This window comes from Amycolatopsis dendrobii, from assembly GCF_014145675.1.
Taxonomy (GTDB): Bacteria; Actinomycetota; Actinomycetes; order Mycobacteriales; family Pseudonocardiaceae; genus Amycolatopsis; species Amycolatopsis dendrobii.
This window is the reverse complement of the sequence record NZ_JACGZW010000014.1, coordinates 92949-111821: the sequence shown is the minus strand read 5'-3', so window position 1 is coordinate 111821 and position 18873 is coordinate 92949. Positions and strand designations below refer to the sequence as shown.

Annotated in this window: 15 protein-coding genes; 8 read left to right on the top strand and 7 right to left on the bottom strand. The window is 70.4% G+C overall.

Annotation, left to right across the window (positions count from 1 at the left end; translation table 11 throughout):
- Nucleotides 1-531 precede the first annotated feature (531 nt).
- The 5 genes from H4281_RS35850 (at nucleotide 532) to H4281_RS35830 (ending at nucleotide 8232) form a co-directional block, all read left to right on the top strand.
- The gene (locus H4281_RS35850; protein ID WP_182895304.1) at nucleotides 532-2160 is read left to right on the top strand and encodes a S1 family peptidase; all 1629 of its coding nucleotides are present in this window, start codon (nucleotides 532-534) and stop codon (nucleotides 2158-2160) included.
- A complete protein-coding gene (locus H4281_RS35845; RefSeq protein ID WP_182895303.1) occupies nucleotides 2157-4436 on the top strand; it encodes a serine/threonine-protein kinase in 2280 nt (759 codons plus the stop codon). The genes H4281_RS35850 and H4281_RS35845 overlap by 4 nt, the downstream gene beginning before the upstream one ends.
- Nucleotides 4437-4454: 18 nt before the next feature.
- Nucleotides 4455-5852, top strand: a complete 1398-nt coding sequence (locus H4281_RS35840) for a vWA domain-containing protein (RefSeq protein ID WP_182895302.1) — start codon at nucleotides 4455-4457, stop codon at nucleotides 5850-5852.
- Entirely contained in the window at nucleotides 5849-6934 is a 1086-nt protein-coding gene (locus tag H4281_RS35835; protein WP_182895301.1) for a GlnX family signal transduction membrane protein, read from the top strand. The genes H4281_RS35840 and H4281_RS35835 overlap by 4 nt, the downstream gene beginning before the upstream one ends.
- 107 nt (nucleotides 6935-7041) lie before the next feature.
- A complete protein-coding gene (locus H4281_RS35830; protein ID WP_312872244.1) occupies nucleotides 7042-8232 on the top strand; it encodes an ABC transporter substrate-binding protein in 1191 nt (396 codons plus the stop codon).
- A 412-nt stretch (nucleotides 8233-8644) separates the two neighbouring features.
- Here H4281_RS35830 and H4281_RS35825 read toward each other — a convergent pair whose 3' ends face one another.
- The 5 genes from H4281_RS35825 to H4281_RS35805 form a co-directional block, all read right to left on the bottom strand.
- Nucleotides 8645-9214, bottom strand: a complete 570-nt coding sequence (locus H4281_RS35825; RefSeq protein ID WP_182895299.1) for a TetR/AcrR family transcriptional regulator — start codon at nucleotides 9212-9214, stop codon at nucleotides 8645-8647.
- Nucleotides 9211-11106 (bottom strand): YhgE/Pip domain-containing protein, encoded by a 1896-nt coding sequence (locus H4281_RS35820; RefSeq protein ID WP_182895394.1) that lies wholly within the window; start codon nucleotides 11104-11106, stop codon nucleotides 9211-9213. Before H4281_RS35820 ends, H4281_RS35825 begins: the two co-directional genes overlap by 4 nt.
- A gap of 26 nt (nucleotides 11107-11132) precedes the next feature.
- Nucleotides 11133-11861 (bottom strand): ABC transporter ATP-binding protein, encoded by a 729-nt coding sequence (locus tag H4281_RS35815; protein WP_182895298.1) that lies wholly within the window; start codon nucleotides 11859-11861, stop codon nucleotides 11133-11135.
- A gap of 108 nt (nucleotides 11862-11969) precedes the next feature.
- Nucleotides 11970-12944 (bottom strand): GNAT family N-acetyltransferase, encoded by a 975-nt coding sequence (locus H4281_RS35810; RefSeq protein ID WP_376771995.1) that lies wholly within the window; start codon nucleotides 12942-12944, stop codon nucleotides 11970-11972.
- Nucleotides 12881-13732, bottom strand: coding sequence for a class I SAM-dependent methyltransferase (locus tag H4281_RS35805; protein WP_182895297.1), 852 nt, complete (start codon nucleotides 13730-13732; stop codon nucleotides 12881-12883). Before H4281_RS35805 ends, H4281_RS35810 begins: the two co-directional genes overlap by 64 nt.
- A 346-nt stretch (nucleotides 13733-14078) precedes the next feature.
- On the opposite strand from H4281_RS35805, the gene rpsA reads away from it, so the two are divergent.
- Nucleotides 14079-15572, top strand: coding sequence for a 30S ribosomal protein S1 (gene rpsA / locus H4281_RS35800; RefSeq protein ID WP_182895296.1), 1494 nt, complete (start codon nucleotides 14079-14081; stop codon nucleotides 15570-15572).
- Between the two features lie 243 nt (nucleotides 15573-15815).
- Here rpsA and H4281_RS35795 read toward each other — a convergent pair whose 3' ends face one another.
- Entirely contained in the window at nucleotides 15816-16448 is a 633-nt protein-coding gene (locus tag H4281_RS35795; protein WP_182895295.1) for a TetR/AcrR family transcriptional regulator, read from the bottom strand.
- 157 nt (nucleotides 16449-16605) lie between these two features.
- Between H4281_RS35795 and H4281_RS35790 the strand changes: the two genes are divergently transcribed.
- Nucleotides 16606-17046 (top strand): OsmC family protein, encoded by a 441-nt coding sequence (locus H4281_RS35790; protein WP_182895294.1) that lies wholly within the window; start codon nucleotides 16606-16608, stop codon nucleotides 17044-17046.
- 104 nt (nucleotides 17047-17150) lie between these two features.
- Here H4281_RS35790 and H4281_RS35785 read toward each other — a convergent pair whose 3' ends face one another.
- Nucleotides 17151-17372, bottom strand: a complete 222-nt coding sequence (locus tag H4281_RS35785; protein WP_037818102.1) for a hypothetical protein — start codon at nucleotides 17370-17372, stop codon at nucleotides 17151-17153.
- A 217-nt stretch (nucleotides 17373-17589) separates the two neighbouring features.
- Here H4281_RS35785 and coaE point away from each other — a divergent pair, with 217 nt between their 5' ends.
- Nucleotides 17590-18774 (top strand): dephospho-CoA kinase, encoded by a 1185-nt coding sequence (gene coaE, locus H4281_RS35780; RefSeq protein WP_182895293.1) that lies wholly within the window; start codon nucleotides 17590-17592, stop codon nucleotides 18772-18774.
- Nucleotides 18775-18873: the final 99 nt, after the last annotated feature.

Sequence of the window (18873 nt, the reverse complement as noted above, 5' to 3'; positions counted from 1 at the left end):
GAGAGAGCCTGGCCGAGGTTCGTCGGCATGGACGAAAATGGGGCAGCGCGCCCGTTCGGGCGAACATGGGTCGACGGCATGGGCGACGAGGCCGGGCCGGGCGTTCACGGATCTCCGGCGGGGGCAAGGCAATCGGCGGCACGCCCCGGAACGCGAACGCGGGTCGGCGGCGCTCGGGCAACGGTGCTGGCGGTGCGCCATCTGCGAATACCGTTGCGGGCAACGGAATCGGCAGCGAATTCAGCTAGAAGTGCACGAGTCAGCAGACGTGCTCAGATCCACCGCCTGCCCGTCCCCGCCCGCTTCGTGCCCTGCGCGGGAAACCTGCACTCGGTGAGCAGCAACCCAAGAAAGATCGTCAACGCCACCGCCGCGATCTGGCCGCCCGCCGCCGCGAAGCGACTCCCCGGAACCGGTGTCACCCACGAGAAGTGCTTACACGCCGCTGAACGGGTGAGCTTGCTGCTCCAGCGTGGGCCACTTTCCGCAAACGCCGCCCGAGCCGCCGATCCCGCGGCGTAGGGTCCCCTCGTGGGGTACCAGGCCGAGCGTCGACGCTGGCGGGTTCGCCTGCGCGACCGCACCGGCGGGATCCGCGGGGCAGGCACCATGCTCGACGAGGACCATGTGCTCACCTGCGCGCACGTCGTCGAGCGGGCGGGCGGGCCGGACGCGGACGTCCTGGTCGATTTCGTCGGGCTGCCCGGCACTCCGGTCAGCTCCGGCCGCGTCGTGCCGGGGGCGTGGGTGCCGCCGGGGCGGGACGAGCGCGGCGACATCGCGGTGCTGCGGCTGGCCGGACGAGTGCCGGGAGCGTTGGGCGCGCCGTTGTACCGGATGCCGTTGTCGGACGGCCAAGCAGTGCGTGCCTACGGATTTCCGGCGGGCGCGGACGAAGGGTTGTGGACGTTCGGCGAGCTCGCCGGCGAAGGCGGGCCCGGATGCGAATGGGTTCAGCTGGGCCGCAAAAACGACGACCAGCCGATCACCGGCGGGTTCAGCGGCACCGCGGTGCTCGACGAGGAGACCGGCCGGGTGGTCGGCATGGTCGTGTCGCGCTACAAGGCCGAGGGCGAACGGGTCGCGTGGATGATCCCGGTCGAGACCATCCTCGGCTATCTCGGCGCGGACCGGTGGGGGCGGGGGAGTCCGGCTGTCGACCAGACCTTCGGCCGCGAACTCGACCGGGTCGCCTACGATCCGCAATTCGCGCGCGAGGTCGTGGGCTGGTTCGGCGAGGGGCGCGGCGTGTGGATCGTCGTGACCGGCGAGGCCGGGTCCGCGAAGGCCGCCGCGCTCGATCTCGCGGTGGTGCTCGCCGACCGGGAGCGTTCGGCGGCGGCGAACGAACTGCGCGACACCCTGGCGAAGGAAACCTTGCCGCCAGCGGGAAGCGTCGATCTCGCGGTGGACGCGGCGGGCAAAACCTCGGCTCAGGTGCGGCAGCGGCTCGCGGAGCGGCTGGACCTCACGCTGGACAACGGCGCGACGCATTCGGGCATCGGCCGCACGGTGGTGGTGAACGCGATCGACGACGCGGCCGAGCCGGAACGGCTGATCGGCGAGGTGATCGCGCCGCTGGCGGACCGTGCCGCGCGGCTCGGGATCCGGCTCGCGCTCGGGTTCCGCCGGGAGTCCTCGCCCGGGCTGACGGAGTTGCGCTCGCGCCGGAACGGGGCGCGCCCGGACGGGCTGGCTCGCCGGATTTCCGCGCTGGACAAGCAGATCGACGAACTCGCCGCGCTCGAGGAGGACATCGCCGAACTGGCCCCGCGGTTCGCGGTGAGCGACATTCCGCCGCCGCGCGTGCGTCGCCGCCGCGGTGCGGTGAGCAGGTTGCAGGAAGCCGCTGATCTCGGCGATGTCGCGTGGGCGGAACGACATGTCGAGGAAGTCGCCGGTGTGGTGGCCGCCGATCTGGCCGCGGCGAAAAGCGCGCGCGATCGGCTTGACGCGGCGCATGACCGCCGCACCGAGTTGAGGTTTCGTCTCGACGGTTACGGAGAGCGCGCCCGCGCCGCCGGCCGGGTCGAGGATCCGCTGCTGGATTCCTTGTACGCCAACGCTTGGCAGTTGCTGTACGAGGGCGCGTGCGATCCCGAAGAAGCCGCGGCGGCCGTCGAGGCGTTCGGTGCCGCGGTGCGCAAGGGGAATCGATGACCGCCTGCGCCCGCCCGAACTGCTCTGGCACGATCAGCCGCGCCGGATTCTGCGCGAAATGCGGCTGGGCGCCGGGATCCGAGCCGAAGCGGCCGACGCCGAAAGCCGACGCGACGCTCGTCATCCCCGCTCCGGGCGCGAGCCGGATCGCCGACACCGTCGTCACGCGGGAGCAGCAGACCGCCGGGCACGGCACCGGCGACGACTACGTTCCGCTTCCCGTGGTCGTGCTGCCGGACATCGCCGGGCGCGTCCTCGCCGATCCGCATGTCGCCGAGGACGAACGGTACTGCGGCAAACGCGGCTGCGGCGCGCCGGTGGGCCGATCGACGGGCGGCCGTCCCGCACGCACCGAAGGCTTCTGCTCGCAGTGCGGCACGCCGTTTTCCTTCTCTCCCAAGCTGTTCCCGGACGACGTGGTCGACGGCCGCTACCAGGTGCACGGCTGCATCGCGCGCGGCGGGCTCGGGTACGTCTACCTCGGCACCGACCTGCGACTGAAGCAGTACGTCGCGCTGAAAGGCCTGCTCAACACCGGGGACGAGGCCGCGGTGCGGATCGCCGAGACCGAAAGCCAGGTGCTGACCTCGCTCGACCACCCGAACATCGTCCGGATCCACGACGTCGCCACGCATCCCGATCCGCACGGCGGTCCGGACGCGCGCTACATCGTCATGGAGTTCGTCGACGGCCTCCCGCTCGCCGAGGTGATGCGGCGCGGCCGCGCGATGCTCGACGGGCCCGAGGGCAGGCTGCTCGTCGAGCACGTCGTGGCGTACGGCCGCGAGATCCTCACCGCGCTCGGCTACCTGCACGAACAGGGGCTGCTGTACTGCGATCTGAGCCCGCAGAACGTGATCCACGGCGAGAAGCGGGTCAAGCTGATCGATTTCGGCGCCATCCGCAAGATCGGCGACCAGACCAGCCCGATCGTCGGCAACCCGCGGTTCCAGATCGGCGCGACCGAACTCGACGAGCACGGCCTCACCGTGCGCTCGGACATCCACACCGTCGGCGCGACGCTGCGCGACCTGTTCCGCTGCAGCGACGGCTGGCCGCATCCGGCCGACAAACGGATCGCGCTCGGCGTCGAATCCTTCACCCAGGTGCTCGACCGCGCGACCGGTCCGTACGAGCACCGGTTCGCCACCACCGGCGAAATGCTCGTGCAACTCGACGGCGTACTGCACGAGATCCTTTCGCTGCGCGACCGCCAATCGCGCCCGTCGATCTCCACCCTGTTCACCGAAGCGGCGGTGCTGCTCGACGCCGGGCTCGGCCAGCCGCGACCGGTAGGGGAGTGGGTGCGTCGCACCCGACGTCCCGTCGGCCCGCTCGGCGCGCTGCCAGCACCGCTCGACATCGCGCTCGGGTTGCCGGTGCCGCACGAGGATCCGCACGACCCGGCGGTCACCTTTCTGCGCACCGTCCGCGCGCCGGATCCCGCTCGGCTGCTGAAGAAACTCGAACGCGCGGACTCGACCGTCGAGGTCGAGCTGCGCCGCTGCCGGGCCTGGCTCGAACTGTCCGAAGCGGACTCGAACGGCACGGAGCAAGCCGGGCGGCGAGTGGACGCCGCCGAGAAACTGCTCGGCGCGCGGGCCAAGCACGACTGGCGGATCGCCTGGCATCGCGGGCTGGTCGCACTCGCCACTGGCGCCGTGGAGAGCGCGCAGACCTGGTTCGAGCGCGTCCACCGTGACATCCCGGGGGAGGAGACGCCGAAGCTCGCGCTCGGCCTGTGCGCGGAGCACTGCGGCGGCCCGAAGAAGGCTGCGCGCTACTACGACGCGCTGTGGGTGCGAGACCATTTGCAGGTCAATGCCGTTTTCGGACTTGCGCGCGGGCATTTGCAGCTGGACGAGCGCACGGCCGCGGTGGAACTGCTGGACCAGGTCCCGGAGTACTCGCGGCACGACGAGGCGGCCCGGATCGCCGGAATCCGCGTGCGCGCGGGAATCCTGCCGGTGGGCGACGCGCTGCCCGACCTCGAGGACCTGGCCGAGGCGATCGACCGGCTGTCCGCGCTGGAAGTGGACCGCGACACCGCGGACCGGCTCACCGCCGAGGTCCGCGAGAGCGCGCTGCGCTGCTTCCTGGCCGGGATGCGCGGGATGCCGCCCGGCCCGGTGCTCGGCCAACGGCTCGACGAACACGGGCTGCGGCTGCTGGTGGAGCAGTCGTACCGGAGGATCGCGCGCCGGGCGGGTTCGGCGGAGTACCACGACGCGTTGGTCGACCGGGCGAACGAGACGAGGCCGACGACCTGGGTGTAGGCGGCGAAGGGGCGAGGGATGAGCAGGGGTTGGGACGTCGAGGTCCATCAGAACCGCTACCTCGGCGAAGGCGACACCGCGATGCAGGCCGTGGTCACCGTTTCCGCGCGCGACGACGGCGGCGCTGCCGGGGCCCGTCCGCCCGGCGCGGAAGTGCTCCTGGTCGACTGCTCGACCTCGATGCGTTACCCGCCGACGAAGATCGCCGCCGCGCGCCGGGCAGCAGCCGCGGCGATCTGGGCTCTCCCGGACGGCGTCGCGTTCGCCGTCGTCCGCGGCACCGAACGCGCCGACCTGGCGTATCCGGCCGAACCCGGTCTCGCGGTCGCGTCGGACGAGACCCGGGCCGCCGCGGTTGCCGCGGTGGAGCGGTTCGTCGCAGTCGGCGGCACCGCGATGGGCACCTGGTTGGAGTGCGCACGGCACCTCTTCGTTTCAGCGCCGGACACAGTACGTCACGCGATCCTGCTGACCGACGGGAACAACCAGTCGCAATCAGCGGAGGCACTGCGGCGCGAACTAGACGCCTGCGAAGGCCAGTTCGTCTGCGACGCACGAGGAATCGGCGACGGCTGGCAACGAGCCGAACTGGTCGAGATCGGCCGGGTGCTGCGCGGTTCCGTCGATTCGGTGGTGCGCGACGAAGACCTGGTCGAGGACTTCCGCGCACTGATGGCCGCGGCGCTCGCCAAGGTCATCCCGTCGGCGCGATTGCGGATCGGCGTCACCGAACAGACCACGCTCCGGTTCGTGAAGCAGGTCTGGCCGAGCGAATACGACCTGACCTCGCGCTGCGTCCGCGACGGCGACGGGAAAACGGTCCTCTCGCTCGGCTCGTGGAGCGCCGGCGAGACCCGGGAATTCCAGCTCGCGGTGGAAGTCTCGGCGGACGCTCCGCCGGAATACGGCTCCGACCGGATGCTCGCCTGGGTCGAGGTCGAGGGAGCACCGGATTCCGCGGCGCCCGTTCTGGCGCACTGGACCCGCGACCCGGTCGCGCCGACGTTGGTCGACCCGAAGGTGCGCCGCTACACCATGCACGCCGAGTTGAGCGAAGCGTTGGTGAACGCCGACGAGGCCTACGCCGCGGGCGATCACGCACGAGCGGCACGGGAGTGGGGCCGCGCAGTCGAAATCGCCACGCGGACCAGCAACAAGGAGGTACTGCGCCGGCTGGCCCGGGTAGTCGAAACGGACGGCGACGACGTGCGCCTGCGCCCCGAGGTCACCCGCAGCGAACTGCTCAACCTGCTGGTCTCCACGGTCTCGAACGTCGGCGACGAACCTCGCGACGCCCGCCCCGCGCCGCCTCCGGACGCCGAACCGGCGATCTGCCCGCACTGCCAGACCCCGAACCCGTCCGGCGCGCGCTTCTGCGAGGAGTGCGGAGAACGGTTCGACGGAGGTGCCGCGTGACGCTGCGGACGCGGCAGGCGCTCGTGCGGATCCGGGCAGTGCTGCTGGCCGGGACTGTGCTCGCGATGGTCACGTCGTTTCTCGCGGTGAACGGCGTGGTCCGGACGGCTGAGCAGATCTCGTCCGCGACCAGCCGGGCGATCCTCGAGGTCGCGGCGGCACGGGACGCCCTCGTGTCCGCCGACGCCGCCGCCATCGCCAGTTTCGCTTCCGGAGAAGCGAAACTCGCGGGTCCTGGCCAGGAGTACGAAAACCGGATGGCGGCAGCGAGCCAAAGCCTCGCGCGCGTCGCGGAGTTCAACCAAGCAGGCGACGCAGGCACCGGCACCCTGCAAACCGTCGAAGGCCTGGTCGCGTCGTACTCCGGCGCGATGGGCCAAGCGGACGCGCACTTCCGGCAACCAGGCGGGGAACTCGTCGGACTGGCCGACCTCTGGTATGCCTCGCTCCTGCTGCACGGCCCCGACAACGTCCTGGCCCTGCTGGGCAAACTGCAAAAGGACGAACGCGCCGCCCTCGACACCCAGATCTCCGGCACCAGGATGAGCGCGGGCCCGCTGATCCTCTGGCTCCTGCCGCCCATCGTCCTGCTCGCCCTGCTGGTCTCGGCGCAAGTTTTCCTCCGTCAACGATTCCGCCGCCGCTTGAACCTGCCGTTGCTCGGCGCGACCGTCTTAGGACTAGGCGTCGTCGCGGGCCTGCTAGTGGCCTCCGCCCTGGCCGGACGCCTCGACACCGTGCGCAGCAGCGTGGACGAAGCAGTAGCCGTCCGGGAGAAAAGCATCGAAGCCGCCGACGCCGGCGGCCACGCCCGCTTGGCCACCCTCCTGCACCAGCGCTGCGGCCCACCCGGCTGCGGATCCACTGTGGACGATTTCCGCCGCCAAACCCCGATCGCCTCGGCCGCGGCCCCGGCCCAGAACGCCATCACGTCAGCCGCCCGCGCCGTGACGTCCGCCGGAACCGCAGCCACCGAATCCGGCGGCCTGCCAGTACTGGTTCCGGCCGCTCTGATCATCGCCGGAGCCCTGACCGTCGCCGGCCTGTACAGACGGATCGACGAATACCGGTACCGCCCATGAACTGTCCACTGTGGAAGAAACTGCTCCTGCTGGCCGCCGCCGCGCTGGCAGCGGCTTCGTCGGCGTGCGGAGTCGCCGCGAGCAGCAACACCCTCCAGGTGATCGGCGTGTGGACCGAAGGCGAGGAAGCAGCCTTCAACCTGGTCAAGCAACGGTTCGAAGCGAAGACCGGCATCGAAGTCCGCTACCAGGGCACGCGCGCGGTAGAGCAAGTCCTGGCCGCCGACGTCCAGCAGGGCGCCGCCCCCGACATCGCAGTCCTGTCCAGCCCCGGCCTCCTGGCCGACTACGCCCGCCGCCAGGAAATCAAACCCCTGGACTTCCTGGAACAGAAAGCCGAATCCTTCTACGGCAGGCAATGGGTCGACCTGCAACGCCTTGGCACCGGAAAGCTCTACTCCGTCGCCGTCAAAGCCGACTTGAAAAGCGCGATCTGGTACCGCCCCGCAACGCTCCCCGGCCCGAAACCCGCCACCTGGCAACAGCTAGTGAACCTGGCGACCAGCCACAACACCCCGTGGTGCCTGGGCCTGGCCGCCCCGCCCACCTCAGGCTGGCCAGGCACCGACTGGATAGAAGACATCCTGCTGCACTCCGCAGGCCCGGAAATCTATCGCCAATGGGCGGCCGGAACCCTCCCCTGGACCTCGGATCCAGTACGCAAAGCCTTCCAAGACTGGGGCGCCGTGGCAGTCCGCCCAGGCGGCATCCAAGGCGGCGCCCCCTCCGCCCTGCTCACCGATTTCCGCGACGCGGCCCGCCCCCTCTTCGCCGACCCGCCAGGCTGCCGGATGGAACACCAGGGCTCGTTCGCCATGGGCAGCTACCAAACCATGCACCTGCACGACGAAACCGGTCCGCGCCCGCAACCAGGAACCGACTACGACTTCTTCCCGTTCCCCGGCTCCGGCGCATCAGAAGTATCCGCAGACCTGGCCGCGATGTTCTCCGACACCCCGCAGGCCCGCCAGTTCCTGGATTTCCTGGTCTCCCCGGAAGCCCAGCAAATCTGGGCAGGCAACCCCAACGCAACGGCCTTCTCCGCAGGCGCAGCGGTGGCGAAGGACGTCTACCGCGACCCAGTACGACGCAAAATAGCGACCACCATCACCTCAGGAAAACCAGTCTGCTTCGACGCCTCCGACCTCATGCCCAAAACCATGACCGGCGCCTTCTACCGGGCAATCCTCGAATACACAGCGGACCCCGCCCAGCTGGACTCCCTGCTGACCCACCTGGAAGACACCCGCACAAGCATCCCGAAAGCAGATTGGCTCAACGTCCCCTGCGGACAGTAGGAACCCAAGTCCGTGTTCCCCTCACGACAAATAACCGCACCGCTGCACCCGCCCGACGCATGGAGCCACCCCCGAACCGTCAGCACAGCCAAGGTTCGGGGGCGGGGGCCTGCTTCGGGCGCAATGCCGCAGCCAGGCGACGAGCCGCCCGAGATCCGCGACCGAACTCCCGCCATCCGGGATTCACCCGCCCGCTTGCCCGGTCAGCGGTACCCCGGCAACCACAACCCGACTTAGCGTGACCCACGCAGGAAAGACCAACCCGGAAGGACCGAGCAATGATCAAACGCCTGTTCCAGACCGTCCTGCGGCACGGATGCTGCTCCGCCTGCACCGGCAAGGGCTGCGGCTGCTGCGCCAACTGCCACTGACCCCCCCAGGGGCCCGGCACCCACCGCCGGGCCCCGCCACGTCACCGCCGCAGCCCCCGGATCAGCACCATCACCGACTCCAGCACGTCCGCCCGGTCCCGGGCCGGATGGAACACCTGCCAATCCAGCGCCACCACCAGCATCGTCCCGAACAACCCGGCCGCAGCCGTAGCGATATCCAGCCCGGCGGGCAACCGTCCAGCCGCACGCAACCGCTCCAGCTGTGCCTTCACGACCGCGATCAGCTCCTCCCGCAGCAACGCCAGCGTGTCGTGCCACCGCCCCGGCGTATGCCACAACTCGCTGACCACGATCTGCGAAAACCCCGGATACTCCGCGATGAACTCCAGCGTCGTATCCACCTGAGCCTCGATCACCGCCAGCGGATCGTCGTCCGACCCGGCAGCCCGCAGCCGCCCGGCCAGCAGATCCACGCCGAACCGCAGCAGCGCGTCGACCAGCCCGTCCTTGGACCCGAAGTTGTAGTAAACGGTGCCCTTCGCGACCCCGGCCTCCGCCGCGATGTCATCCACCGTCAGCCCGACGAGGCCGCGGCTGGCAGACAGCCGCAGCGTGGCCTCGAAGAGCTTCCGCTTGGTCGTTTCTCTCACAGGCTCAGCTCGGGCTTGAGCGCCGAGACCGACCACACCCGGTGTTTGCGCGCCGCGAGAGTGGACAGCAGGATCCCGCCGACGAGGTACGCGACCAGCACCCCTACGTCACCGAGGATCTGCAGCGACGCGCCGGAGTACAGCAGGTGCCGGAACCCGTCGATGGCGTAGCCCATGGGCAGCACGATGTGCAGCGGATAGAGCGCGTCCGGGATCGTCTGCCAGGGGAACGTGCCGCCCGCGCTCACCAGCTGCAGCACCAGCAGCACGAGCCCGAGGAACTTGCCGACCGCGCCGAAGAGCGCGTTGAGCGCGTGCACGATCGACGTGAAGGCCAGCGACACCAGGCAGGCGAAGCCGATCGCGCCCAGCGGATGCGCCACGTGGATGCCGACCAGCCAGGTCACCGCGGCGAACAGCACGATCACCTGCCCCAGGCCCAGCACGGCCGAGGACAGCCAGCCGCCGAGCGCGACCCGCAGCGGCGACGCGCCGGCGGTGAGCGCGCGCGTCGACAGCGGGCGGATCAGCAGGAACAGCACGAACGCGCCGATCCAGGTGGCCAGCGAGATGAAGAACGGGGCGAGCCCGGCGCCGTAGGTGCCCGCCGACGCGACGCCGTTCGACGTGACCGCGACCGGGTCGGCGATCGTGTTCGCGGTGGCGGTGCGGGTCGGGTCGTCCGGGTTCGGGATCTGCTTCAGCCCGGCGGCCAGCCCGTCGCGCAGCTTCGCCGAGCCGTCGGCGAGCTGGTCGGTGCCGGTGACGGCGGTCTTTTCGCCGTCGTTGAGCTTGGCCGCGCCGTCGCGCAGCTGGTTCGCGCCGTCGGACGCCTGCGCGATCCCGTTGGCCAGCTGCGGCGAGGCCGACGCGAGCTGATGCGCCCCGTCGGACACCTGCCGGGCGCCGCTGGAGAGCTTCTGCAGGTCTCCGTTGGCGGACTGGATCTTCCCGTTCGCCTGGTTCGCGTCCGTGCGCAGCTTGTCGTAGTCGGCCAGGATCGAGTTCTTGAGATCCTCCGGCATCCCGGATTCCTGCAGCTTCGCGGCCAGCTGGGTGCGGTAGCTGTCGATCCGGCCCATCACGTCGGACGAGGCGGACGCGGCCAGCGAGCCCGCGCTCGCCACCTTCTGGTTGCCGTCGGCCACCTGGCCCGCCCCGTCGGCGAGCTTCTGCGTCTGGCTCGGCAGCTGCGCGGTGCTCGATTTGAGCGTGCCCAGCCCGGTGGCGAGGCTCGCCGACCCGGTCGCGAGCTGGCCCGCGCCGTCGGAGAGCTGATGTTGCCCGGTCTGGAGTTTCGCCGCGCCGTCGGCCAGCTGCTTGGCCCCGTCGGTCGCCTCGGAGATCTTGCCGTAGATGGTGGAGAAGCCGACGAGGAACTTGTCCGCGGCCTCGCTGCCCACCTTCTCCGCGATCGTCTTGCGGACCTGGTCGGCCACCTGTTTCGCGATGGTGCCGGACAGATAGTTGTTGGCGTCGTTGGTGGTGAGCGTGATCGTCGCCTGCTCCGGCTCGAAATTCCCGGACGACAGCAGCGCCTTCGAGAAGTCGTGCGGGATGCCGATGGCGAACGAGTACTTGTCGTCGCGCACGCCGTCCCGGGCGTCCTTTTCGGACACTTGATGCCACTGGAAGGTGCCGGACTTCACCAGTTCGTCGGTGACTTCGCGGCCGACGTTGCGCTCGGCCCCGCCCGAGTCCTTCGCACCGGCGTCCTCGGTGAACACCGCGGCGGGCAGTTTGTCGAGACGGCCGTAGGGGTCGTAGTTCGCGTAGAGGTAGAACGACGCGTACAGCAGCGGCACCATCACGAGCGCGAACATGGCGAGCTTCGGCAGCGTCCCGGTGGACAGCCTGCGCAGCTCGTTGCGCGCGATCCGGAACGCGTTCAGTCCGCCGGCCCGCTTGTGGGGGGTGGTCATGCCCGGTCTCCCTCGGAGTTCTCGGTTTCGGCGGTCAGTTCGGCGGTGTCCGGGAGCTGCTTGGTCTGCTCGGCTTCAGCGGGCTCCGGCGGGGCGTACAGCCGGACCGGGTCCGGTTGCTCGACCTCGCCGACCTTGGCGGGCGGGCAGGGGAGCGCCGGCTCCGGCGTCGTCGCGGCCAGCACGGCCACCGCGAACCCGCGGGCCGCGTGCTCCTTCGCGACCGCGGCCCAGGTCTCGACGTCGCTGGTGTGCCGGTCGGGCGCGTCGAGGACGAGCACGCGCACGCCGTCGCGTTCGGCGGCCAGCGCGGTGAGCAGCCGGATGCGCAGCGCGGGCTCGAGGTTCTCGAACCGGCTGTCGGCATACGGAGCCGCGTCGTGCTGGGAGAGCCAAGCTGTGACAGCATCCTTGCTGGAAGGACGGTGTGCGAGCGCCAGTTCTTCGCCGGTGACGATGCGCAGCGACAAGGCCTCGTCCGGCTCGCTGACCCCCGGCGAGTCGACGACGGCCACGAGCCGCCGCAGGTCGCCCTCCGGTTCGGCGGTCACGGTGCCGGTGGTCGGCTTCAGCCGTCCGGCCAGCGCCAGCGCCAGCGCGGTGATGCCGACGCCCGGTTCGCCGTGCACGACGGTGAGGCAGCCCTCCTCGACGGTGAGCGAGGTAGGCGGCAACAAGGGGCCGTGGGGACCCTTCAGGGACACCCGGTCGGCACGGACCTGCACAGGACACACTCCACGGATTTTGAACTGACTAGTCAGTTCAAAAGTTAGTCCTGACCTCGCGGGGTCGGCAAGCCGGCTCGCCGGACGTCACACCAAAGAGCGGAAAGCTCAGCGCAAGGCCCACGCAGGGTGTGCTTCCCAGGACGTCCACAGCGGCCGGTAGCCCTGCCGGTGCCAGAACACCGACGACAGGGGGTTGGTCGGGTTGTAATAGAGGTAGGTGCCGGTCGCGCCCTGGTTCAGCAGTTCGCGGTGCACGCGGGCCATCAGCGCGCGGCCGATCCCGCCGCCGCGGCTGCCCGGGGCGGTGACGACGTTGTTCACGTACCCCCAGCGTCCGGTCGGCAGCAGTTCGGCGGCCTCGTTCCCGGGCATGGATTCCACCCAGTCGCATTGCGCGAGCGCCGCCGCTTCGCCGTCGACCTCGGCGAGCCAGGTCGCCTTCTCGCCGAGCGCGCGGCGCAGCGCCGGGCCGAGCAGTTCCGCGGTCTGCTCGCGTTTCCGGTGCGCGACAAGGCCGGTGTAGTCGAACGTCGCCGTGCACAGCGCCAGCGCGGCGGGGTAATCGTCCGGTCCGGCGAGGCGGATCGACGCGTTCGTGCCGGTGTCTTCCGGTGCGACGGCGGGGCGAACGGCCAACGCGGACAACGGAACCAGGCCGTGATCGAGAAAAGCCCGGATGGCTTCGGCGTCGCGGCTCGGCCAGTTGACGACGCACGCCGAATCGGCGCCCGGCGCTTCGGTGTCCACTTGGGACCGCAGCGCGCCGAGCAGCGCGTCGAACGCTTCGGTGCCCGCGGTCTCCGGATCCGGGAACAGCTGCCACACCTCGGCCGCCGACCACAGCAGGGGAGCGTCGCCCGGACCGTGCCGGTAGCGCTGGAGCATCGCGGAAACCTGCGTGCCGGACGCGGTCACCGCGCGCAGCCGGTCGCCGCTCGCGAGCGGGACGGGCGGCGGCAGGAGCGGGTCGAGTTCGGCGAATCGGCCTGCGGAGCTCACTGCCGCAGCGTAGCCGGTCAGTCGCGGCGCGTGCGGAAGATCGCGGTGCCGGGGAAGAGCCTGCCGCGCAGCGGGCTCCACTGGCCCCAGGTGCGCGTGTGGCCCTGCGGCCATTCCGGCTCGACGAGGTCCTCCAGCGCGAAGCCTTCGGCGGCGAGCGCGCGCACGTAGTCGCCGAGCGTGCGGTGGTATTCGACGTACGTCGCCGTGCCGTCGTCGTCCACCTCTACGTACGGCGTGCGGTCGAAGTACGGCTGGGTCGCGGTGAGCCCCTGGGGCCCGGGATCGTCCGGGAAGATCCACCGCATCGGGTGGGTCACCGAGAACACCCACGGCGCGCCAGGGCGCAGCACCCGGCGCACTTCGCCGAACACGGTCTCCAGCGACGGCACGAAGGGGAGCGCGCCGAACGCGGAGCAGGCGATGTCGAAGCTCGCCGCGGCGAACGGAAGCCGCTCGGCGTTCGCCTGCACGAGGGGGACCGTCGCGCCGGTGCGGGCGTTCCCTTCGCGGGCGTGCCGGAGCATGCCGCCGGACAGATCGGTGGCGACGGGTTCGGCCCCGGCGGCCGCGAGCCAGCGCGAGCACGCGGCCTGTCCGCAGCCGACTTCGAGCACCCGCTTGCCGCGCACGTCGCCGAGCAGCCGCGCGTCCTCCTCGCGCACGCCCTCCGGGCACCAGACGAAATCTGCGTCGCCGAGGAATCCGCCGTGGGTGGCCTGGTAGTCGTCGGCATCCGCGTCCCACCAGGCCAGATTCGCCGCCTCCGCCTCGTTTCCGGCGACCTCGCGATGGGCGACGCCGACCGTGCCGAGCCGTTCTTCGGCGCTCGCGTGGCGGTCCGCCGGGGCCGCGGCGGGCTCGGGCATGCGGGTCTCCTCTCCCGGGTGCGGCCGTCCGGGCGCGGGGAATGCCCGGACCGGCGGAAACGTTGCGAGGAAGGTACCGGGAGCCCAGGGCGACCCTGATTGTGTCCCCCGCGGGGGCCCGCGTACGATACGTGTTAGCGCAGTGGGGTTCGCGCTGCCCGGGTGACTACCCACCGGGGCCGCGCATCGTCAGCGGGTCATGCCGCGGTCGTTCACTGGTGGAACGTTTGGTCGCCGGACGTTTGAGCAGGGTCGCCGCATGCCAGTTGCGGGGCCCGCCGCGTGCACTGCCGGTAGCCAACTTCACATCCACCTACGACACCCATCCACCGGAGCAACCCGCCTAATGACCACCGACACCGCCACCGCCCCGACCGCCCCCACCGGGGCCCCGCAGGTCGCCGTCAACGACATCGGGTCGGAGGAAGACTTCCTCGCGGCTATCGACAAGACGATCAAGTACTTCAACGATGGGGACATCGTCGAGGGCACCATCGTCAAGGTCGACCGCGACGAGGTCCTGCTCGACATCGGGTACAAGACCGAGGGCGTCATCCCCTCGCGCGAGCTGTCCATCAAGCACGATGTCGACCCGGCAGAGGTTGTCGCCGTCGGCGACGAGGTCGAAGCCCTCGTCCTCCAGAAGGAGGACAAGGAAGGCCGCCTGATCCTGTCCAAGAAGCGCGCCCAGTACGAGCGCGCCTGGGGCACGATCGAGGAGCTCAAGGAGAAGGACGAGCCCGTCAAGGGCACCGTCATCGAGGTCGTCAAGGGCGGTCTCATCCTGGACATCGGCCTGCGCGGCTTCCTGCCCGCGTCGCTGGTCGAGATGCGCCGCGTGCGCGACCTGCAGCCCTACGTGGGCCGCGAGCTCGAGGCGAAGATCATCGAGCTGGACAAGAACCGCAACAACGTGGTCCTGTCCCGCCGCGCCTACCTCGAGCAGACCCAGTCCGAGGTGCGCAGCGAGTTCCTCAACGCGCTCGCCAAGGGCCAGGTCCGCAAGGGCGTCGTGTCCTCCATCGTCAACTTCGGCGCCTTCGTGGACCTGGGCGGCGTCGACGGCCTGGTGCACGTCTCCGAGCTGTCCTGGAAGCACATCGACCACCCGTCCGAGGTCGTCGAGGTCGGCCAGGAGGTCACGGTCGAGGTCCTGGACGTCGACATGGACCGCGAGCGCGTCTCGCTGTCGCTGAAGGCGACCCAGGAAGACCCGTGGCGCCAGTTCGCCCGCACCCACGCGATCGGCCAGATCGTGCCGGGCAAGGTCACCAAGCTCGTCCCGTTCGGCGCGTTCGTCCGCGTCGAGGAGGGCATCGAGGGCCTGGTGCACATCTCCGAGCTGGCCGAGCGCCACGTGGAGATCCCGGAGCAGGTCGTCCAGGTCAACGGCGACGTCATGGTCAAGGTCATCGACATCGACCTCGAGCGCCGTCGCATCTCGCTGTCGCTGAAGCAGGCGAACGAGGGCGTCACGCCGGAGACCGAGTTCGACCCCACCCAGTACGGCATGGCCGCCGAGTACGACGCCGAGGGCAACTACATCTACCCCGAAGGCTTCGACCCGGACACGCAGGAGTGGCAGGAAGGCTTCGACAAGCAGCGCGAGGAGTGGGAGCGGCAGTACGCCGAGGCCCACACGCGCTACGAGGCGCACATGGCCCAGGTCAAGAAGGCCGCCGAGGCCGACGCCGAAGCCGCTGCCGACGCTGCCACCGGCATCGAGGGCGGCGACCAGAGCTACACCTCGTCCGCCCCGGCCGAGGCGAAGAGCGGCGGCACGCTCGCCAGCGACGAGCAGCTCGCGGCCCTGCGCGAGAAGCTGTCGGGCGGCGCGTGAGCGGCTGACTCGCTGAGTCTCTGACAAGTTCGGCCCCGGTCCCGAGCGGACCGGGGCCGAACTGTTTCTCCGGATCTTTTCGCGCCGGTCGGGTGCGTGACCGGGGCGCCTCGGCGCGTTCGGGTGCGGATGACGTCGAGCGGGCAGATGCGGTCGGATCTTCGCGACGAGCCCAGCGAACCTGCGTGCGCGATGCCCCCGGCCGCAGAGCTGTCTTCCGAGGCTCCGCGTGCCGGGCGCGGCTCAGTCGCGCAGGCCGAGCCCGTCGATCGTCGCGTGCACACCCCGGCGGTAGATGGTTTCGTGCGCGGATTCGTCGGAGCTGAGGAACCAGTCGTCGAGCGGGCTTTGCGAGCGGATCGTCAGCTCGACGCTCACCAGCCCGTGCATGGACGTCCAGAGCAGGTACCCGCATTCCTGCGCGACGACGCCGGGCGGGCAGACCCGGTCGATTCTCGCGACGAACTCGGCGAAACTCGTGCGCAGCACTCCCGACCGCAACGCCGGGTCCGGGGCGTAGTCGTGCACCGAACGCTCGAACATCAAGCCGTAGCGGGCCGGGCTTTCCAAGGCGAACCGGCGGTAGGCGAGTGCGACCTCCACCAGATCCGCGATCCCGTCGCCGTCGGACTGCGGAACGGCGCGCAATTCCTCGCCCAGCAGGTCGAAAGCCCGTTCGTACAAGGCGTCCAGCAGACCGGTGCGCCCGCCGAAGCGCGTGTACACGGTGATCGTGGACGCTCCGGCTTGTTCCGCCACCGCGCGCACGGTCAATCCGGCGACGCCTCGCTCGCTGAGGACGGTCAGTGCCGCGTCGAGGAAACGGCCGCGGTTGTGCTGCTCCGCCGGCCGTGTCGAGAGATGCCGGGTGGCCATCTCCCACCCCCTTTTGCCCGTGCTCCGCGGGAAGCGCGTCCGCCTCTCGCAAGCAGAAGATACGATATTCACGGCTTCTTGGGAACGTCGTTCCCGGACCGTCCACAAGCGACCGCCCGGACCGGGCGGGCGGTGCCGAGCAGAAGGAACGCGCCCCATGACCCAGCCGGAGCCCGGCACTGTCGTCGTCACCGATGCCGGGAGCGGCCGCTACACCCAGCGCGTCACGACCGCCGGCCACGAATTCCTCGCCGACGAACCGGCCAGCGCCGGCGGCGCGGACGCCGGTCCCACGCCGTACGACCTTCTGCTGTCCGCGCTCGGCACCTGCACGTCGATGACGCTGCGGATGTACGCCGACCGCAAGGGAATCCCGCTGACCCGCACGACTGTCCGGCTCCGGCACGACCGCGTGCACGCCCGCGACTGCGAACGCTGCGAGACCGAGGTCGGGCTGATCAGCCGGATCACCCGGGAAATTTCCCTGGAAGGCGACCTCGACGACGCTCAGCGCGCGCGACTGCTGGAGATCGCGGACAAATGCCCGGTGCACCGCACGCTGAGCCACGAGATCGCGATCGAAACCCACGCGATCTGATCCGCGGACTTCAGCACCCAGCCGACGAGGCGGCGGGCGCGGGCCGTCCGTGCGGGCCGCCCGAGGGAATCAGAGTCCCTCAGGGTTCCCTCACGTACTCGCGGTCAGGCGCGTTCCAGCGAAACCGAGGGGACCCAGGCACGTTCCAGTGCGGCTTCGCGGGCACGACGGCGGAGGCCGGCCAGGCTGTGCTTCGCGGGCACGAGCAGCGCGCTGAACCACGTGCGCCGGTACTCCGCTAGAGCGTCCGAGACCTGGCGATAGGAGACGCAGTGCACCAGACCCGGGGTGCCGAGCCGGTGCTTCCCGACGTGCTTCTCCGCCATTGTTCCTCCGTGTGGGCGACCCTTCCGCCGCGCACGGTACGCACTCGACCCGCGAAAACAGCGCAAGCGCGCGGCGTGTCACCCACATCAGTTCGGCTACGCCCGAAAATGTGCTTGCGTTTGCGCGGAGGGTGTGCGGGTACGTGTGCGGGTGCACGTGCAGGGGGGTTCGGTGTCGCCTGAGCGGGTGACCGCTGGGCTCGTTAAGGTTGTGGCCATGCTGCGAGTGGGCCTGACGGGCGGGATCGGTGCGGGGAAGTCGACGGTGGCGAACCGGCTGGCCGAACACGGGGCCGTCGTCATCGACTCCGACCGCATCGCGCGCGAGGTCGTCGAGCCGGGCACGCCCGGGCTGGCCGCGCTGGCCGAGGCGTTCGGCGAGGAAATCCTGACCGAGGACGGTTCGCTGGACCGTCCGGCGCTCGCCGCGCGCGCGTTCGCGGACGACGAATCGCGCAAGCGGCTGAACTCGATCGTGCATCCGCTGGTCGGGCAGCGCACCGGCGAGCTGATGGCCGCGGCCGCGGACGACGCGATCGTGGTCCACGACGTGCCGCTGCTCGTGGAGAACGACCTCGCGCCCGCCTATCACCTGGTGCTGGTGGTCGACGCGCCGGTGGAGGTGCGGGTGCGCCGGCTCGTCGAGGTGCGCGGCATGCCCGAAGCCGACGCGCGGGCGCGCATCCGGGCGCAGGCCGCGGAGGAACAGCGCCGCGCCGTCGCGGACGTCTGGCTCGACAACGGCGGCACGCCGGACGTCGTGCTCGCCGAGGTGGACGCCTTGTGGGCGGACCGGCTGGTGCCGTTCGAGGCGAACCTCCGGCTGCGCAAACCGCGTCCGCCCGCCTCGCCGGTGATCTCGCCGTACGACTCGAGCTGGCCGCTGCAGGCCGAACGCCGGCTGGCGCGGCTGCGGCAGCTCGCGGGTTCGCGGCTGGTGCGCGCGGACCACATCGGATCCACCGCGGTGCCGGGCCTTCCGGCCAAGGACATCCTCGACCTGCAGCTCACCGTGTCCTCTTTGGATGATGCGGACGCGATCGCCGAGGCCCTCGCCGACGCCGGATTCCCGCGCCGCGAAGGCGAATGGTGGGACGATCCCCAAGGCGGCGACGGGAAGTGGCTCAAGCGGTTCCACCAGAGCGCCGACCCGAAGCGGCCGGTGAACTTGCACGTCCGCTCCACCGAAACCCCGGCGTGGCGGCTCGCGCTGTTGTTCCGGGACTGGATCCGCGCGCACCCGGACGAGCGCGACGACTACGCCCGGGTGAAGGAAGAGCTGGCGCGCAAGCATTCCGCGGACGGCACGGTCGAGCAGTACGCGGAGGAGAAGCAGGGCTGGGTCAACGAGGCGTTCGTGCGCGCGGAGAAGTGGGCCGCGCAGAGCGGCTGGAAGCCCTGAGCCGGAAAACCAGGTGCGGTCCCGCCGGGTGCGGGGTTACCGTTCGCGCCATGATGCGCGCCCAGTCCACGACGACGCCGGATCCCGTCCCGGCGCGCT

Coding starts and splice junctions, on each gene's coding strand:
- H4281_RS35845 (WP_182895303.1), top strand. CDS start 2,157: ATGACCGCCTGCGCCCGCCCGAACTGCTCTGGCACGATCAGCCGCGCC.
- H4281_RS35840 (WP_182895302.1), top strand. CDS start 4,455: ATGAGCAGGGGTTGGGACGTCGAGGTCCATCAGAACCGCTACCTCGGC.
- H4281_RS35805 (WP_182895297.1), bottom strand. CDS start 13,732: ATGCCCGAGCCCGCCGCGGCCCCGGCGGACCGCCACGCGAGCGCCGAA.
- rpsA (WP_182895296.1), top strand. CDS start 14,079: ATGACCACCGACACCGCCACCGCCCCGACCGCCCCCACCGGGGCCCCG.
- H4281_RS35795 (WP_182895295.1), bottom strand. CDS start 16,448: ATGGCCACCCGGCATCTCTCGACACGGCCGGCGGAGCAGCACAACCGC.
- H4281_RS35790 (WP_182895294.1), top strand. CDS start 16,606: ATGACCCAGCCGGAGCCCGGCACTGTCGTCGTCACCGATGCCGGGAGC.
- H4281_RS35785 (WP_037818102.1), bottom strand. CDS start 17,372: ATGGCGGAGAAGCACGTCGGGAAGCACCGGCTCGGCACCCCGGGTCTG.
- coaE (WP_182895293.1), top strand. CDS start 17,590: ATGCTGCGAGTGGGCCTGACGGGCGGGATCGGTGCGGGGAAGTCGACG.